The following is a 19,434-nucleotide window of genomic DNA, read 5'->3' on the forward strand; positions in this document are numbered from 1 at the left end:
ACGCATTGCAGTGCAACCTTGAGCAATTCTGAACAATTGTTCTGAATCTCCCTCCCCCTTTCTCCGCTAAGGGATAGTTCCCCCAGGAAAGCTAGGTCGGGTCACGAGACGCCGACACCCTGATGCGCACCGCTCAGGCTCACCCATCGTTACAGCTTTCCTTGTAAGGAAGCCGACGATATGTTGCCAAACCCACCACTCAGTGCATCAGGCCGGTTGCGACTGCTCATCGGAGCAGCCTTGTGCAGCCAGTTGCTAATGCCCACCTTTGCGATGGCCGACCCGGCCTATGACGCCCTGATCATCCAGGCGCGCAACGGCAACTTCACGCCCGCCCTTACTCAACTGCGCCAACTGCCCGCCGAGCGCCAGACGCCAGGCCAGATCAGCGACCACCTGGTGATCGCCGGCTGGGCCGGCCAGGATGCCGAAGTGCTGAAGGTGTACGAGGCGCAGGGCCAGAATCGCAATTTGAACGCCCAGGCGCTGGCCACCGTCGCGCGTGCCTACCGCGACCAACAAAAGTGGGCGCAGGCCGAGACGGTCTACCGCAAGGCGCTGCTGCGTGAACCGAACAATCTCGACCTGCAACTGGGCCTGGCCCTTACCCAGGCCGATTCAGGCAAAGCCACTGAAGCCGTACAGCGCACCCGCGCGCTGGTCGCCGCCAAGCCCGATGACCCGAACCGGCGCATGGCCCTGGGCTACGCCCTGACCCGTGCGGGTTCGAACTATGACGCCCTGTTTGAGTTCGACCAGGCCTTTATCCGCGCCGGCGACAAGCCCGAAGTTGCCCGCGAATACCTCGTTGCCCTGCAAAAGGCCCGCCTGCCGGAAGCCGCCTTGCGCCTGTCGGCCCAGCGCCCGGGGCTGATCGATGCCGTCACCCAGCGTCGCCTCGAAGGCGACCTGGCCGCCGAGCGCGTGCGCATGGCCGAGTTCGCCACGCGTACCGAGAAAGAACGCTTTGTGATCGCTGACCGCGCGCTCGCGGACTACGACCGACTGCTCGCCCGCTGGACCCCGGACGCCAGCGCCCAGGGCGACGTGATGATCTGGCGCATCGACCGCCTCGGCGCGCTCAAGGCGCGTGCGCGCACCGTTGAGGTGATTCGCGAGTACGAAGCCCTCAAGGCCGAAGGCGTGCAATTGCCGACCTACGCCGTGCGCTGGGTCGCTGCCGCCTACCTCGACCAGCGCTTGCCGGAAAAAGCCGCCCCGCTGTATCGCCAGGCGGTGACCGCTGCGGATGCCGACCCGGGCGATCATGTCAAAGACAGCTCCGCCCTGTTCTACGCCTTGCTGGAAAACGACCAGGTGGCCGAGGCGCGCGCGGTCGCCGATAACCTGGCCCGCACCGAGAAGCCCCGGGTTGAGCTCAAGGGCCTGCCCATCGGCAACCCCAACGACGAGTGGATGGACGCCCAGCAGTTGGCGGCCCAGGCCGGAACCTATGGCGATGACCTGGAGACCAGCGAAGAAAGCCTGGAAACCCTGGGCAACAAAGCCCCAGGCAGCATCGGCGTGCGTTTGGCGCAGGCCGAGATGTACCGTGCCCGCGAATGGCCAAGACGCGCCGAAGCGTCACTCAAGGAAACCGAAAACCAGAGCCCGCGCGACATCGGCGTGGAAATGTCCCAAGGCTTCACCGCTTTGGACCTGCAGGAGTGGCGTCAACTCGACCTGCTCGCCGATGACGTGGTCGCCCGCGCCCCGGAAAACCGCCAGGTCCAGCGCCTCGATCGCCTGCGCAAAGTGCACGACATGGCTGAAGTCCGCGTCGAGGCCTACACCGGCAAAAGCTTCGGCGGCAGCAATAACGAGGAGAGCGGCGCAATAACCGGCAGCCGTGACTGGGGCATTGAAAGCGTGATCTACACGCCGCCCATCGACGAAGACTGGCGCCTGTTCGCCGGCGCCGGCTACGGCACCGCCGAGTTTGCCGAAGGCACCGGTCATCACCGTTGGCAGCGCGTGGGCGTGGAACGGCGAACCCGTGACATGACCCTCGAAGCCGAGGTCTCCAACCATTCCTACGGCTTTGGCGCCAAGCAAGGCGCGCGCGTGTCGATTGCCCGCGACATCAACGACCACTGGCAATACGGCGGCAGCCTCGACTACCTCGCGGCGACCACCCCGTTGCGCGCGCTGAATGCTGACGTCACGGCCAACGGCGGCAGCGGTTTTATCCGCTGGCGCGCCAATGAAAGCCGTGAGTGGAGACTGGCCGTGAGCCCGTCCCATTTCAGCGACGGCAACGACCGCGTCGAAGCCTTGCTCACCGGCCGCGAGGGCATCTACAGCTCGCCCAAGGTGCAAGTGGAACTGGGCCTTGAGGTCAGCGCCAGCCGCAACAGCAAAGAAGACACGGCTTATTTCAACCCGAAGTCGGACTTCGGCGTGATGCCCACCGTCAACGTCAACCATGTGCTTTATCACCGCTACGAGACCCAGTGGAGTCAGCAGTTCCAGGTCGGTGCGGGGACTTATCGCCAGCAGGATTACTCCAGCGGCGGTGTCGGCTTGATCGGCTACGGCCAGCGTATTCGCTGGAACGACGTACTCGAAGCCGGCGCCAACCTGAGCCTGGTCAGCCGCACGTATGACGGCGATCGCGAACGCGATCTGCGCCTGCTCGTCGACCTCACTTACCGTTTTTAAAAGAGCCTGATCATGACCCTTCTCAGCCGTTGTCTGCTGGTCCTGGGCGTATTGCTGGCCAGCGCTTGCGCCCAGCAACCCGCGCCATTCACGCCACCCGCCGAGCGCCCGATACAGGCCAACGAAGCGCCGTGGCCGAAAAATCATTTCCTGGGCATCGCCTACCACGATGTCAGTGATAACGACCCCGACCAGGCGGTGGTGGCGGTGCGCACCGAGCGTTTGATCGAACAGTTGGCCTGGCTGCGGGAGAACGGCTATCAGGCGGTCAGCGTGGACCAGATCCTCGCCGCGCGCCGGGGTGGGCCGCCGCTGCCGCCCAAGGCTGTGATGCTCAGCTTCGACGACGGTTATTCGAGTTTCTACACCCGCGTGATGCCGATTCTGCGCGCCTATAACTGGCCGGCCGTGCTCGCGCCGGTCGGTTCCTGGATCGACACGCCGCTGAACCAGCCGGTGGACTTCGCCGGCATGCCGCGGCCACGGGGCGAGTTCCTCACCTGGCAGCAGATCCGTGAAGTGTCGCGCTCCGGCCTGGTGGAAATTGCCGCCCACACCGACGCCAATCACAAGGGCATCCTGGCCAACCCCCAGGGCAACCTGGAGCCGGCCGCCACCACGCGCCGCTTCGATCCGGCGACCAATAGCTATGAAACCGAGGCGCAGTTCCAGGCGCGGATGCGCGCTGACGTGGTCGCGATCTCAAACAAGATCCGCGCCGTCACCGGCAAGGCGCCCCGCGTGTGGGTATGGCCGTATGGCGCGGCCGACGGCACTTCCCTGGCCGTGGTGGGTGAGCAGGGCTATGAAATGGCGCTGACTCTGGACGACGGCCTCGACGACTCGAACAAGTTGATGAACAGCCCGCGCTTCCTGGTGGACTCCGATCCGGACGGCGAGCACTTCGCCAGTAGCATCGTCTCGGTGCAGGCCAAGGCGCCGATGCGCGTCATCCATGTGGACCTGGACCACGTCTACGACGCCGACCCGGCGCAACAAGCGCGCAACCTCGACGTGCTGGTGCAGCGTGTGGTGGACATGGGCTCGCCGACGGTGTTCCTGCAAGCCTACGCCGACCCCACGGGTGATGGCCTGGTGCGTTCGCTGTACTTCCCCAACCGTCACCTGCCGATGCGCGCCGACCTGTTCAACCGAGTCGCCTGGCAATTGCATACCCGGGCCCGTGCCAGCGTATTTGCGTGGATGCCGGTGCTGAGTTTCGACCTCGACCGCACATTGCCGCGCGTAACACGCTGGGACCCGCAAACCGGCAAGGTGGGCACCGATCCGGATGATTACAAGCGCCTGTCGCCGTTCGATCCGAAAGTGCGGCAGATGATCGGCGAGATCTACCAGGACCTGGCGAGCTCCGGTAACAGTGGTGTCGACGGCGTGCTGTACCACGATGATGCCAAGCTGAGCGACTTTGAAGACGCCAGCCCCGCTGCACTCAAGGCCTACGCCGCCCAGGGCCTGCCGGACAACATCGCCGCCCTGCGTGCCGACCCTGCCGTGATGCAGCGCTGGACCCGCTTCAAGAGCCGCTACCTGATCGACTTCACCAAGGAGTTGACCGCCAAGTTCCGCGCCATCCGTGGCCCGCAAATACTCACGGCACGCAATCTCTTCGCCGAGCCGATGCTCAACCCCGGCAGCGAAGCCTGGTTCGCGCAGAACCTTGACGATTTCCTCCAGACCTACGACTGGACCGCGCCAATGGCCATGCCGTTGATGGAGGGCCAGGCATTGGCCAACTCCGACGCCTGGCTGGAAAAACTCGTGGCCACGGTCAAACAGCGCCCCGGCGCGCTGGAACGCACGGTGTTCGAACTGCAAGCCAAAGACTGGCGCACCAAGGCCGCGCCCGATATCAGCGGTGCGCAGTTGGCGCAATGGATGAACGTGCTCAAGCGCCAGGGGGTTACGAGTTTTGGTTATTACCCGGACAACTTCCTGGAAAACTCCCCGGACCTGAAGACTGTGCGTCCGGCCCTTTCCAACCAATGGAACCCTTGACCATGTTCGACAGAATCCTGGCTATATGCGTGCTGGCACTGGTATTGGGCGTGCCCCTGGGCCTGATCTTCCTGGTCACCGGGCAGTTCCTGATGGACTTCGTCTTCTTCTACCCGCTGTTCATGTCGGGGTTGTGGATCGCAGGCGGCTTGTACTTCTGGCTGCACTGGGAGCGCCACTGGCCCTGGGAAGAAGACACGCCGGCGCCGACCCTGGCCGGCAACCCGCTGATCTCGATCATCATCCCTTGCTACAACGAAGGGGATAACGTCGCCGACACCATGGAGGCCGCGCTGGCCCAGGTGTACCCGAACATCGAAGTGATCGCTGTCAACGACGGCTCCTCCGATAACACGGCGGCCGTCCTCGATGCCCTGGCTTTGCAGCACCCGCGTCTGCGCGTGCTGCACCTGGCGCAGAACCAGGGCAAGGCAGTCGCCTTGCGCATGGGCGCCGTGGCCGCGCGCAGCGAATACCTGGTGTGCATCGACGGTGATGCGCTGCTGGATAAAAACGCCGCGGCCTACATGGTGGCGCCGATGCTCGACAACCCGCGCCTGGGCGCCGTGACCGGCAACCCACGCATTCGCACGCGCTCGACCCTGATCGGTCGGGTGCAGGTCGGCGAGTTCTCGTCGATCATCGGCCTGATCAAGCGCACTCAGCGGGTCGTCGGGCGGATCTTCACGGTGTCCGGTGTGGTGGTGGCGTTCCGTAAAAAGGCGCTGGATCGCATCGACTACTGGAGCACCGACATGATCACCGAAGACATCGATGTCAGTTGGAAGCTGCAGCTCGATCACTGGAGCATCTTCTACGAGCCGCGCGCCCTGTGCTGGATCCTCATGCCCGAAACCGTCGCAGGCCTGTGGAAGCAGCGTTTGCGCTGGGCCCAGGGCGGCGCCGAAGTGCTGTTCAAGAACATCCGCGGTATCTGGCAATGGCGTCATCGCTACCTGTGGCCGCTCTTGTTCGAATACTGCCTGTCCACCGGCTGGGCCTTCACCTTCATGCTGTCGGTGATCTTCTGGGGCGTGGGCAAATTCGTCCCGCTGCCACAAGCGATTGCCGTCGACTCGCTGATGCCGCCGGCCTTTACCGGGTTGGTATTGGCGATGGTCTGCCTGTTGCAGTTTGCGGTGAGCATCCTGATCGACCGCCGCTACGAAAAAGACCTGTGGAAAACCCTGTTCTGGACGGTGTGGTACCCCATGGTGTTCTGGCTGGTCAGCCTGTTTACCACGCTGGTCAGTTTTCCCAAGGTGTTGTTCAACCAACACCAGAAGCGCGCACGCTGGGTCAGCCCGGATCGCGGAATCAAACCGCTCAGTGAGGAGGCGTGATCATGAAACTGGTCAGAACTCGCCAACGTTCCGTGATGTGGGTCATCGATGTGCTGTTGACCCTGATGGCCTGGGCCGGCTTGATCTGGTTGCTGGCGCGCGGGATCAACTCGATATTGCAGACCCACGGTGGCCCTCGATTCGAGGCGCCTATTTTCGCCGCGCTCAACACCCTGCAGATCTACCTGTGGATCGCGGTGTTCAACGCCATCATCCTGATCAGCTGGGCGCGCTACCAGCAACGTCGTGGTCGCAAGTTTGCCCAGCGCCGCGCCGAGGCCAAGGCGCTCAGCGACCAGCACCTGAGCGAGAGCTTCAGCCTCGCTGACGGTGACCTTGAGCAGTTGCGCCGGCCGGGTGTGCTGGTGATCCATAACGACGATGAGGGCGGTGTGGCGCAAGTGACGTCCCATGTCTCGCGCGATGTGGAAAAACCGGGGCTCACCCTGGTGCCGGGCAACGTCCAGAACAAAGACGCCAGCTAAGGAACAGCACTGGAAGATCGTTCCCATGCAATGTGGGAATGATCTTGTTCAATCCGGTAAATGCGACCCAATTCACAAAACCCTCGCGAACTTTTCTGCTTTTTTCGGTACTAACTTATCTCAGCAAGAACTTGATGGCCAAATAATGGCAAATTATAAGTTCTATGATGAATACCGATCAACAGTGCTGCCGCTTGTCGGAAGAATACTTCCAATGACAGGCCGAGTATCTTCTTGGTTGTTTTTATTCATTATTAATCAATGGGTTACACGAGTATCTAGTGCGAGAATCCAACTAACTCTGTTTTTTGAGTTATCGGAAGTTCGATGCTAGTTTGCCGGCCCCTGATCTTCGATGGATCGAATATGTCTTTTTTATTGCCACGGACCCGGTACCTGCTGTGCACTTTCATGCTCGCTTATATGAGCCTGAACAGCGCCACGGCCGCCCCTACGCCTGGGGATCAGGACCTGATTCGCGACCGCCAGAACCGCCTCCTGGAAGAGCAGCGGCGGCGTCTGGACGAACTCCAGGACTTGCCCGGCAAAGGCGATCAGTCCCAGGCCCCGGCCACACCCGCCGACACCCGTTGCTTCCCGATCAAAGACATCGAACTCAAGGGCGCCGACAGTCTGTCCGCCGGCGACCGCACCCTGCTGCTCAAACCTTATATCGGCCAGTGCCTGGGCGTTCCACAGCTCAATGAGCTGCTCAAGGTCATCACCGACTATTACATCGCCAAGGGCCATGTCACCAGTCGTGCCTATTTGCCGCAGCAAGACCTTTCCAGCGGCCACCTGCAGGTGCTGGTGGTGGAAGGCAAGCTCGAAGGCTTGAAGGGCGCGCAAGGCAGCAACCTGACCGACCGCGAGCTGGCCATGGCGTTTCCCGGCGACGTCGGCGGAGCGCTTAACCTGCGGGAAATCGAGCAATTGGTCGACCAGCTCAGCCGTTTGCCTTCCAAGCAGGCGCAAATGGAGCTGACCCCTGGCAGCCAGATCGGCGGCAGTGAAGTACGGGTCAAGAACGTGCCGCAAAAGCCCTGGCGCGCCAGCCTGTCACGCAACAACGACGGCCAGAAGAGCACCGGCGAACAACAATGGGGCGCGGGCCTGGAGTGGGACAGCCCGCTGGGCCTGGCCGATCAGCTGATTTTGCGCGGTGGCCACGACGCCATCAGCGACCATCAGAAAACCTCCAACAGCAGCATGTTCTATTACAACCTGCCGTGGGGCTGGTGGAATTTCAGTTACACCTACAGCGAGAGCGAATACCGCACCTTCCTCATGCTGGACGACCTAAAGGTCAAGCAGAATGGCGACAGCCAGAACCATCAACTGCGGGCCGAGCGGGTGATCCATCGCGACGAGGTGAGCAAGACGTCGGTCAACGTCGGCCTGACTCACCTGCGCACCAACAACTACCTGCTCGACTCGCGGCTGGCGACCAGCAGCAACCGCCTCAGTGAATTTCAGGTCGGCATCACCCACGGTCGACGCATCGGCAATGCCTTCGTCAACCTGGACGTGGGCATGCAAAACGGCATTGGCGCCTTTGACGCGCAAAGCGACCAGCAGGTGCGGGATGCCAACGGCAACCTCACGGCGACCCCGCGCTATCGCAAATACACCGCCACGATGAGCTACCTGCAGCCCTTCACGTTGTGGGGCGAGTCGCTGAGTTTTTCCAGCCTCGCCACCGGGCAGCGCAGTGAAGACGTGCTGTACCCCGCGCAACGCATGAGCCTGGGTGGCTCTTACTCGGTGCGCGGCTTCAAGGACCAGCAACTGAACGGCGACAGCGGCGGCTACTGGCGCAACGAAGTGCGCTGGGCGCGCCCGGTAACCCTCGACTGGATGCGCCCGGCCTTCGCCGAATACGGCGCCAGCGTCGGTTATGACCAAGGCGTGATCAGCAACGATCGCTACAACGATGACCAGCATGGTCGCGTGTCGAGTAACTCCCTGGAGTTGTTCGCGCGCGGTAAAAACGTCAGCACCAGCGTGACCTTTGCCCATTCCCTGGAGCGACCTGGCGTGGTGACCGAGCGCGAAGCGCCGATCTATTTCCGCCTGGATTTCTTCCTGTAATCAACACCGCTGCCCTGAGATCTTGAATATGGACGCTCGCCCTGCAACCGCCCTGAAAAGCCTGACCCAACGCGGCCTCGCCCTGATCCTGGCCAACGCACTGTTCTGGCAGCCGCTGCTGGCCCAGGCCGACGGTATTGCGGTCAGCGGCCCGGGCACCACGCTCGGCCAGGCAGGCAACGGCGTGCCGGTGGTGAACATCGCAACGCCCAATGGCAGCGGCCTGTCCCATAACCAGTTCAAGGACTACAACGTCGGCCCCAATGGCGTGATCCTCAACAACGCCACGGGCGCGGTGCAGAGCACCCAACTGGGCGGGATCATCGTCGGCAACCCGAACCTCAAGGGCGGCGCGGCGAACGTCATCCTCAACGAAGTCAACGGTGGCAGCCCCAGCCAGTTGCGCGGCTACACCGAAGTGGCGGGGCAGTCGGCCAAAGTCATCGTGGCCAACCCTTACGGCATCAGTTGCAACGGCTGTGGGTTCATCAACACGCCGAATGTCACCCTGACCACCGGTAAACCGGTCATCGACAAAGTCGGCCGCCTCGACCACTACCAAGTGGATGGCGGCGCGGTAACCATCGACGGCCAGGGCTTGAACGCCAGCAACGTCGACCGTTTCGAAATCATCACGCGTACCGCCAAGATCAACGCCAAGATCAACGCGCGTCAGCTCACCGTGATTGCCGGGCGCAATGACGTCGATGCCCAAAGCCTGAAAACCACCGTGCGCGCCGACGACGGCAGCGCCAAGCCGGAACTGGCCATCGACTCCTCGGCCCTGGGCGGCATGTACGCCGGCGCGATCAAACTGGTGGGCACCGAAGCCGGCGTGGGCGTGAAGCTCGACGGCACCTTGGCGGCCAGTGGCGGCGATATCCAGCTCGACGCCAACGGCCACTTGAGCATGGCCCAGGCGGCCGCCAGCGGCGCGGTGGATATCAAGGCCGCGAGCCTGGAAACCAAGGGCGCGGTTTACGCCGGCACGCGCCTCAAGGCGCAGACGACCAAGGGCACGCTGAAGAACAGCAAGACCCTCGCCGCGCGCGACAGCATCACCCTGGCCAGCAACGGCCAACTGACCAACACCGGCATCATCGAAGCCGGGGTCAACGCCGACAACACGCGCAACGCCGTTGGCGACGTGCAACTGGACGGCCAGAACATCAGCAACACCGGCACCGTGATCGCCAATCGCACCCTCACCGCCACCGCCACCCAAGTGGATAACCAGGGCGGCACACTGAGCGCCAGGCAGGCGCTGAACATCACCGCCGACAACGTCGACAACCGCAACAAAGGCCAACTGCTCAGCGACGGTGCGCAAACCCTCACGGTCAGCGGCCTGCTGGACAACAGCCAGGGCGGCATCATCGACAGCACCGGCGCGTTTACCCTGCACGGCAACCGCCTCGACAACAGCGCCGGCAACCTCACCGGTGGCGGCTCGATCACCCTGGACCTGCTCGGCGACCTGATCAACCGCAACGGCAAGCTGGCGAGTGTCGGGCCGCTGCTGGTGCAACGCGCCGCCCACATCGACAACCAGGGCGGCAAGCTCGCCAGCCAGGGCCTGCTGACACTGTTCGCCAACAGCATCGATAACCAGAACAAAGGCACCCTGGCCGCCAACGGTGGGCTGGCAATCACCACGACGGGCCTGCTGCAAAACGGCGCCGACGGCTTGATCCACAGCGAGCAGGGCGGCCTGAACATCACCGCCGGTACCCTCGATAACAACGGTGGGCGCATCGCCGCCAAAGCCGGTAACGCAGTGGTTGACGCGATCAACTTCAATAACGGCAACGGCGCACTGTTCGCCGGCAGCGGCGTGAGCCTTACCGGGGTCAATGTCGATAACGGCGGCGAGATCGCCGGCAACCGCATCGACGTCAACCTGCGCGGCACCCTGACCAACCGTGGCCTGATCGAAAGCGCCACGACCCTCGATGTCGAGAGCGCCGGCCTGACCAACAGCGGCCAGATGCGCGCCCTGGGCACCACAGGCAAGACCCGCTACGCCATCGGCGGCGTGCTGAACAACAGCGGTAGCCTGGACACCGCCAACGACCAGCTGAGCCTCGCCGCAAACACCTTCCAGAACACCGGCGGCAAGGTGTTGCACGTGGGCACCGGCGTGCTCGACCTGAGCGGCATCAGCCTGGATGACGTGGGCGGCAGCCTGGTCACCAACGGCGACCTGACCCTCGACAAAACCAACTGGACCAACAGCACCGCGATCCAGGCCGGGCGCCTGACTGTCAACGTCGACAACCTGAAACAGACCGCCACCGGCCAATTGCTCGGCACCCGTAGCCTGGTCGGCAAAGGCCTGGACTGGAGCGTTGGCGGTGCTGTCGCCAGCCAGGGCAGCCTCGACCTGACCGTAGACAACCTGCTCAACGACCACGGCCTGATCTTCAGCGGCGGCGACATGAACCTGCGCGTGGACCGCCTGAAAAACCTCGGCGCCACGCTCTACGCCATGGGCAACCTGCGCGTCGACCGCGACGGCCAGGGCACGGCGGCCACCAGCATCATCAACAGCTCGGGCACGATCGAAAGCGAGCGCAACCTGATCCTGGCCGCCAGCACGATCCAGAATATCCGTACTGTGCTCAACACCGAGTCCGGGATCTACAGCGCGTCCATCACCCCCACGGCCTGTATCAAGTACGTGACCGGTGGCGACTGCGACGGCGGCAAGCAGAACCATCCGTTCCAGATCACCGTGCGTGATCACTTTATCGTCAGCGACGCCACGCCCGCTTCCAGCATCACCTCGGGCGGCGACATGCTGCTGAGCGGCGGTGATCTGCTCAACAGCAGCAGTAGCATTGCCGCCGGCGGCGCCATGACCGTGCGCGTCAACCAACTGAGCAACGTCGGCCTGGTGACCCACGACACCCAGTACGACCGTATCTTTACCTCGGCGCGTGAGCGCAAGCCGGGCGGCTGGTACCGCGAGGCGGCGGCGTTCACCCAGCGCTATGCGGCGGGCCAGAACATGGACGGTGTCGAAGCCGGCCTGGCTTCGTTCATCGGCAAGATGGAAAGCGAAAAGACTGACCTGAGCAAAACCACTCAACTGATGGTGCCGGACCAGAGCTACGCCGCCGTGATTCAGGCCGGCGGTGCCGTGGACGTACACGCCCAGAACGGCATCGATAACAGTGTCGTGAACCGTGGCTACACCTACGTCGGCAGTGGCGCCAACACCACCAAGCCGGGCTTCTCGACCGAGGTCAAACTCAACTCGCAATTGCCACCCGACCTCACCCAGCAACAGGTCAACCCACTGAGCCTGCCTGGCTTCGACCTGCCCACCGGGCAGAACAGCCTGTTCCACCTCAACGATGGCAAGGGTGCCACCGGCCTGCCCACCAGCCAGTTCGCGGCCAGCCCGCACAAATACCTGATCGAAACCAACCCGCTGTTCACCGACATGCGCCAGTTCCTCGGCTCGGACTACATGCTGACCCGGCTCGGCTACGACCCCGAGACCGCACAACGTCGTCTCGGTGATGGCTTCTACGAACAGCGCCTGATCCAGCAAGCCGTGCTCGCCCGTACCGGCCAGCGCTTCATCGATGGCCAGACCAGCGACGCCGACCTGTTCAAGCACCTGATGGACAACGCCATCAGCAGCAAAACCGCACTCAACCTGTCGGTGGGCGTCAGCCTCACCGCCGAACAAGTCGCGGCCCTGACCCACGACATCGTGTGGCTGGAAAACGCCACCGTCGCCGGGCAGGAGGTGCTGGTACCGGTGCTGTACCTGGCCCAGGCAAACAACCGCCTGGCACCGAATGGTGCGCTGATTACCGGCAGCGACGTCAACCTGATCACCGGCAGTAACCTGAATAACGCCGGCACCTTGCGCGCCACCGGCAGCCTGTTGGCCAACGTCGGCGGCAACCTGGCCAATAGCGGTTTGATGCAAGCCGGCGGCCGCCTCGATGTACTGGCTGGCGACAACCTCAGCAACCGCGCGGGCGGTGTGATCAGCGCGGGCAACGTCAACCTCGCGGCCGGCGCCGACCTGCTCAACGAACGCAGCGTCACCACCCACGAAAGCGCCAGCAGCTACCGCACCGAGCGCAGCGACTTCGTCGACAGCGCCGCGCGCATCGAATCGGCCAACGACCTGGCGCTGAAAGCTGGCGGCAACTTCAACAACGTCGGCGGCGTGCTCAAAAGTGGCGCCGATATGGCCGTCCAAGCCAAAGGCGACGTCAACATCACCGCCTCGAAGAGCCTCGACAGCGGCGCCATCGGCACCCGCTCGAACTTCACCACCATCGCCCAGCAAGGCTCCGTGGTCGAGGCCGGCCGCGACCTGCACGTGGTTGGCGGGCGCGACATCAGCGCCGTGGCCAGCCAGGTCGAGGCCAAACGCGACGTCAACCTGATTGCCACCCGCGACCTCAACGCCATCGCGGCAGCCAACGAGCAGCATTCGACGTCCAACTCGAAAAAGGTCAAGAGCATCGAGGACCACGTGCAGCAAGTCTCCAGCGTGATCAAGGCCGGCGGCGACGCCACCCTGAGCGCCGGGCAGAACCTGCAATTGGTTGCCAGCCAGGTCAACGCCGGCAACGAAGCGTACCTGGTATCCGGCAAAAACCTCGACCTCAAGGCCGCTGCAAACCAGGACTACAGCTTCTACAGCAAGACCAAGAAAACCTCCCAGGGCAAGAAATTCCGCCTCGACGAAACCAGCGCCGTTAACAACGTCGGCAGCCTCGTCAGCGCCGGCACAAACAGCACCGTCGTGGCCGGTGAAAACCTGCTGCTGGCCGGCAGCGCCGTCACCGCCGAAAAAGGCGCCACGCAACTGGCGGCCGGCCAGGACGTGAGCATCCTCGCCGTCACTAACTCCGACAGCGCCCGCCACGAACGCAAGGAAAGCAAAAGCAGCTGGGGCGGCCTCAAGTCGAGCAAAGTCCAGGACAAAGTCGACGAAAAACGCACCACCGCCCTGGGCAGCATGGTCTCCGGCGAAACCGTCACCGTCGCCGCCAAGCGCGACGCCACGGTCACCGGTTCCAACCTGGTCAGCACCGGCGACCTCGCCGTGCAAGCCGGCCGCGACCTGACCATCGACGCGGCGCAAAACACCTTCGCCCGCACCGACATGCACAAGGAGAAGAACCGCGACCTCACCGGCGTGCTGACCGGCAACAAGCTCGGTCTGGACGACATGACCGGCAACCAGAAGCTCTACATCAACAGCTCCAAACACAACGGCACGGCCAATGAAATGACCTTGACCGGCAGCACCATTGGCTCCAGCGCGGGCAACGTGTCGCTGACGGCGGGGCGTGAGTTGAAGGTGGTGGCCAGTGATTTGGTGAGCACCAAGAACATGGAGTTGAGCGGGGCTGATGTCACCGTTACTTCAGGGATGGAGACGGCCAGTCAGACCAGTAAGGACAGTTCCAAGAGCTTGGCGGTTGGGCGTGTAGTGGGTGGCATGATCGTCGACACCGCCACCAGCATGCGCGATGCAGCCAAGGCGTCACGCAGTGCCGACGACCCACGGTTGAAGGCCGTGAAGATCGCCCAGGCGGCATTGGCGGCCTACAACCTTAATAATCAGATGGGCGACCTTGCTAATAAAATCAACGGCAATGACGACACCAGTGGTGGTTCCTCCGGTTCGATGATCAAGATTGGCACCGAGCTGGCCAACACCCGCACCAAAAGCAGCAACGAGTATGCGGCGCAAACCGCCCACCAGAGCAGCCTGAACGCCGGCGGGAAACTGTCGATCATCGCGGCGGGCGATGCGCCGGGTACCGCAGGGGATCTGTTGATCACCGGCAGTACGCTGAAAGCAGGCGACACCCTGCTGTCCGCGAAAAACAACATCCTGATGCAAAGCGCACAGAACACCACTGATCGCAAAAACGACGGCTCGCGCAACAGGACGGCCATCGGCGTCAGTTTCAATATCGGTGAGCAAAACGGCTTCACTCTCGACTTGGGCGCGCAAATCGCCAAAAACCTGGGTTCGGGTAGCTCCGTCACCCAGGTCAACACCACCCTGGACACCGGCTCGCTGGTACTGCGCAGCGGCCAGGACACCAGCCTGATCGGGGCCCAGGTGCGTGCTGATCGCATTGATGCCGACATCGGCGGCAACCTCAACATCCTGTCGCGCCAGGACTCCGAGACGTCCAAGAGCAAGCAGAACAGCGCCGGTTTTGGCGCGAGCATCTGTATTCCTCCGTTCTGCCTAGGCTCCACCGTCTCCGCGTCCGCGAACCTGGCGGCGTCGAAAATGAACAGCGACTACCAGGCGGTGACCGACCAGAGCGGTTTCTTTGCCGGTAAAGACGGCTACGACATCAATGTCGGCAAGACCACCACCCTGCAAGGCGCGGTGATTGCCAGTGAAGCCAGCGCTGACAAGAACCGCCTCAGCACGGATCGCCTGCTGGTCAGCGACATCAAGAACAAGAGCGAGATCAAGAGCCAATCGGCAGGCGTGAGCGTCTCCGGTTCTTACGGTGGTGGGGTGGGGACACTCAAGCCAGGTCCCTTGTATGGCATGGCGCTCAACGACTCGGACCACAGCCACACACGCAGTGCGGTAAGCGAAGGCACAATCGTAGTGCGCAACCCTGCTGGCGCCAGTGATCTGGTCGGTCTGAACCGCGACACCGCCAACGCCAACCAGCGCCTCGACAAGCCAGATGAAAAGGCCATGCAAGAGCGCATGGACCTGCTCAAAAGCTCGATGGAGCTGACCAAGGGCATTGGCGATGCCATTGCCGATGCCAGGATCAAGGCCGCAAACGACCCCAACAGCGACGTCAACAAAGCCACGCGGCAGAAGCTGATTGAAGACGGTATCGCCAACCCGACACAGGCTCAGATCAGCCAGCGTGCCCAACAGGATTACGGCGTAGGCAGCAGCTTCCAAAAAGCCAGCCAGGCGGTGACAGCCGTGGTGCAAGCGGCGATGGGTGGCAGCGTTGGTGGTGCGTTGGCGGGGGCGGCGGCGCCGTATCTGGCGCAGACGGTCAAGAAGATGACCGATGACGACCCCGACGCCAACCTGATGGCTCACGCCGTGTTGGGTGCCGTTCTAGCCAAAGCTGGCGGTAACTCAGCGCTCTCGGGTGCAGTGGGTGCTGTCGCTGCGGAGGGAACCGCGCGGCTGATCAAGGAAAGCATGTATGGCGATGTCAGTAACGAAAACCTGTCTGAAGGGCAAAAGCAGACAATCTCTAGTCTCGCGACGTTGGCAGGTGGTCTTTCCGGATCGTTGTCCGGCAAGGGCGCATTGGATGCGGTGGCAGCGGCTCAGGTTGGGAAGAACGCTGTTGAAAATAACCAACTGAGTATTCTGGAAAGGCCGTTACTCGATAAAAAGCAGCAGCAATATAAGGCCAACTGTAGTGGTGATGCTGCTGCAACAGCAAATTGTATGGGGCTGGCCGACGATATTGATGCGCTGAGGAAAAAAGGCAGCAGCGTCCTGCAGAACGACCGTTTTGAAGCGACTGATTTCATCCCTACGATAGAAGACGTAGTCAGCCCAGGCAAAGTTGTGTCGTGTGCCGTCTCGGGCAATGGATATTGCGTTGTCACGAACAAGGTCATCAAAACTGACCTAGGTGATGAATGGGCCCTGCAACCGGCTACTAACGCACAAGCCATCGCGGGCGGCGCCGATCAGACCGCATCGGATAAAGAGACGACACGCCTCCTCAAAGCAAGATCGGACGAGCTGGTTGCCGCTGGATGCGGCGGAATGGGGCCTATCAGTATCGGCTGCCAGACCTACACGGCTTTCGGTGGAACGCGTCTGTTGGGCGAGCAAACCACCGAGCAGCGTGTGCTGTGGGGCTCGCAAGCTATCTTGAACAGCCTGGGTCTGGTCGGCGTGGTTTTCAGTTCTGCGGGCAAAACAGTCATTGCCGAAGCGGAGAAAGCCACTTCGGGTTCGAAAAGCTTAAAAACTGAGCTGACGCTCGTCCCTGAGCAGAACTTCACGCTCAGGGGTGGCGCGCAATTTGTTGAAAGCCCGGTTATCCAACCTAACACCACCGTTCGACTCACGGGTGATGTCACGCTGAAAACCGGTGTGATCGTACCGAAGGGTAGCGTAGTGACGGTCAGCGATGACGTCATGAAGGTGGTTGAGCCAGGTGGTGCCAGTTCAATCAGGTCTTATGACAAAAATGTCAGCCAGCCACTCTTGCTGACGGACAGTCCGGCGAAATCATTCACATTGGACGATGTTCGTAATCTGACTGGGCGGGAAAAATGGGAGGCCGGAGAGACGTATATCCAGCAACTTTACGGTTCAACAGGCCAGCGTTACTATCCTGTGCCTGGTACGGGCGGGCGTTATGTCGATGCGCCTGTCGATATGCAGAACAGTATTATTTCCGCTAATGAGGTGAAAACATACCAGCGAGGTATAACTGCTACAGGAAAATTGAATGAAGTACCGTTGACAGGAAAACTCTACGATCAGATTGAGAAAGATCTTTATCTTCGAGATGTTGTGAAGGGTTATCAACCCAGATGGATATTTTTAGAAGCACCACCAGCAGAAAATCTTTCGAGAATTCTGAAGCTGAACAAAATTGACGTAATTATTCATAATTAATTATTGAGGTAGGCAATGGCAAACACTGGCGATACGCCCGACATGCTGCTGGACCGACGCGCTGCTGGATTTGCGGCATTTAAATCAGAGCGTATGCCAGTGCTGCATAAATTCTGTGAAAGTTTAGGATTTGATCAGCCGCATGAAGTATTGATTGAGCCAAAAAAGTTTTTACCTCTACTGGATGATGGATTTCAACACGCTGTTATCAGTGAGGAAAATAGGGTGTGGTTTGTTACTCGTATCGGATATTACATCGGCGAGTACTTGATTTCCCTGTTTGATGGCTGCTGGTTACTTGATGATGATCCATTGTCGCCGTCTTTTGCCAAATACGTAGTCGGCGATTTTTCAATTGAAGGGGTTAAAGCAAAAGTTGTCGACCCTTTTGAAATCGCACAGCGTTATGCAATTACGCCGGCTCCGCGCTTTTTAAGACAAGAGATCGAAACGGCTTTGGACTAAATTGAGCTGGATAAAGGGGGCGGGGTTCAGGTGCAGACCACTTTTTTGTTTGAGTAAACAGCGGGCTAGAAAGTACTGGAAGTATTACGCTCTTTAAAAACTAGATTTTTATTTCAGCTGTTTAAAATTTTTAGCAAGGCGTTGGGAATGCAGAGAAGACAAGACTCTCCCCTTCAAAGGCAACGACATTGCTAGACGTGTTTGGTAAATACTTCCCCCTTTTTTCCATTGTGCTGAGTCTGCAAAAATTAGCTATGACATATAAAGGGGACGGATTTATTTAGTGTGACGCTGATCGGTAGGCGATTAAACAAATCTGGTCCCTTTAATTTTTTATTGTAAATCCTGGTTTCGTGCAAAAAATGCGCGATAGAACCAATCAGTGAATCCACAGCACGGGCCAAGCATCAGGCAGGTAAGTCATATACCGCTCTAATTGTATTAGGATTTGTATTGGGCTTTAGTAAGGAAGTTTAAGTGACGTACATACACTGAAAAGAGTAAAAAGGTAGTTGGGCTCAGGCAGCGTTCTTGTTTGGGTGTCAGTGGAGCTGATCTGGCAATGTTGCGCTCTTTAAAAATTAGTTTATTATTTTCACTTATTGAGGCTAAAGAGTTTAACTCTTATCAGTCGGATTGTTGGAAGTTGTGGGCTCGGAGCCGGGAGTAATTAGCCGTGGATTATTCAAGAATAATTAATCTTATTAAAGAGTCGGATTTCGTTGAATTTGCCGATTATGGTGACGGTATTGCTAATGAGTGGATTCATAAAGCTGAAACTCGTCTCGGGTTGAAATTGCCTGATAGCTATAAATGGTGGCTGAAGTATTATTCTGGCGGGGAAATATCTGGGGAGGAGATTTATAGTATCTCCGAAATGAATTTTGATAGTGTAAGGGGTGGCGATATCGTTTATATGTCAATCGTCAACGGTCGAAATGGGTTGTGTGGGAAGGAGAGGCTGTTTATCTGTGAGCCGCCGGGTGCAGGGGAATCATTTTGTTTTGCCACGGATGATGGACTTAATGATGGGGAGTATCCTGTTTATAGACTTAATCTTTCTAATCAAATTTCTAGTTTGTATGCGAAAAATTTTATCGATTTCTTAGAGAAAAGAATAATTTCTCTCAGTTGAATAATAATTATGCGTTTAAAAAGGTTGAGAAAGACCTGGGGCAAAAGCGACTGGTGCAGTTGAAGTGCCGGCTACATCTGCAACTGCGCGGGTTAGTTGGTGTAAAGAAAAAGAGGGCGGATCTTTTTAAGTGTTTCGCTTGACGGTAAACTATTAATAGATCTATCTCCGTTAATGAGTGACTCTGTATTTTTAGGATTTTCAATAGTGGAGCTGATTTCTATTTGAAGAAGAAGGCAGCAATGAAAAAAAATGAAACTTGGTGGGTCGCTATTTATTTTCCTTGTGCCTGCGCGTTCGGTCTTTTGTTTATGTGTGTGTTCTTTCAGATTGCCGGGTATTGGCTGAGTGGTGGCGAGGACTTTATTGTGCTTATAAAAGAAAATGTGCCGCTTTATTTAAAAATGGCTGGTGCCGGAATTGTTCTAGGTTTCGTTTTATGGTTTTTTAATATCCGTTGATTTTTCATTTAATAAAAGTAGTTAAGCTTTTGTATAGGGACGGATTTTATTTAAATGTGACGCTGATCAGTAGGTAATTAGATAGATCTGCCCCTTTTAATTCGGGAACATTAAGGCCAAATGAGTTCGCTGAACATTTAAGTTC

Annotated in this window: 9 protein-coding genes; all 9 read left to right on the plus strand. The window is 59.6% G+C overall.

The annotated features are described in order from the left end of the window. Positions 1–180: 180 nt before the first annotated feature. The 9 genes from pgaA (at position 181) to BLL36_RS11260 (ending at position 19,289) form a co-directional block, all read left to right on the plus strand. Positions 181–2,661, plus strand: coding sequence for a poly-beta-1,6 N-acetyl-D-glucosamine export porin PgaA (pgaA, locus tag BLL36_RS11220; RefSeq protein ID WP_076951499.1), 2,481 nt, complete (start codon positions 181–183; stop codon positions 2,659–2,661). Between the two features lie 12 nt (positions 2,662–2,673). Continuing rightward, entirely contained in the window at positions 2,674–4,677 is a 2,004-nt protein-coding gene (pgaB, locus tag BLL36_RS11225) for a poly-beta-1,6-N-acetyl-D-glucosamine N-deacetylase PgaB (protein WP_076951500.1), read from the plus strand. Positions 4,678–4,679: 2 nt separating this feature from the next. Next, entirely contained in the window at positions 4,680–6,020 is a 1,341-nt protein-coding gene (gene pgaC, locus BLL36_RS11230) for a poly-beta-1,6-N-acetyl-D-glucosamine synthase (RefSeq protein ID WP_076951501.1), read from the plus strand. Between the two features lie 2 nt (positions 6,021–6,022). After that, positions 6,023–6,505 (plus strand): poly-beta-1,6-N-acetyl-D-glucosamine biosynthesis protein PgaD, encoded by a 483-nt coding sequence (pgaD, locus tag BLL36_RS11235; protein ID WP_076951502.1) that lies wholly within the window; start codon positions 6,023–6,025, stop codon positions 6,503–6,505. 366 nt (positions 6,506–6,871) lie between these two features. Beyond that, a complete protein-coding gene (locus BLL36_RS11240) occupies positions 6,872–8,596 on the plus strand; it encodes a ShlB/FhaC/HecB family hemolysin secretion/activation protein (RefSeq protein ID WP_076951503.1) in 1,725 nt (574 codons plus the stop codon). Positions 8,597–8,624: 28 nt separating this feature from the next. Continuing rightward, complete coding sequence (locus BLL36_RS11245) at positions 8,625–17,228, plus strand: two-partner secretion domain-containing protein (protein WP_231998937.1); 8,604 nt, start codon at positions 8,625–8,627, stop codon at positions 17,226–17,228. Positions 17,229–17,243: 15 nt separating this feature from the next. After that, the gene (locus BLL36_RS11250; RefSeq protein WP_076951504.1) at positions 17,244–17,693 is read left to right on the plus strand and encodes a hypothetical protein; all 450 of its coding nucleotides are present in this window, start codon (positions 17,244–17,246) and stop codon (positions 17,691–17,693) included. Positions 17,694–18,369: 676 nt separating this feature from the next. Next, positions 18,370–18,828, plus strand: a complete 459-nt coding sequence (locus BLL36_RS11255; protein WP_076951505.1) for an SMI1/KNR4 family protein — start codon at positions 18,370–18,372, stop codon at positions 18,826–18,828. A 242-nt stretch (positions 18,829–19,070) separates the two neighbouring features. Beyond that, the gene (locus BLL36_RS11260; protein WP_076951506.1) at positions 19,071–19,289 is read left to right on the plus strand and encodes a hypothetical protein; all 219 of its coding nucleotides are present in this window, start codon (positions 19,071–19,073) and stop codon (positions 19,287–19,289) included. The last annotated feature ends 145 nt before the right edge of the window (positions 19,290–19,434 follow it).

It is taken from the genome of Pseudomonas cedrina subsp. cedrina (genome assembly GCF_001983175.1).
Taxonomy (GTDB): Bacteria; Pseudomonadota; Gammaproteobacteria; order Pseudomonadales; family Pseudomonadaceae; genus Aquipseudomonas; species Aquipseudomonas cedrina.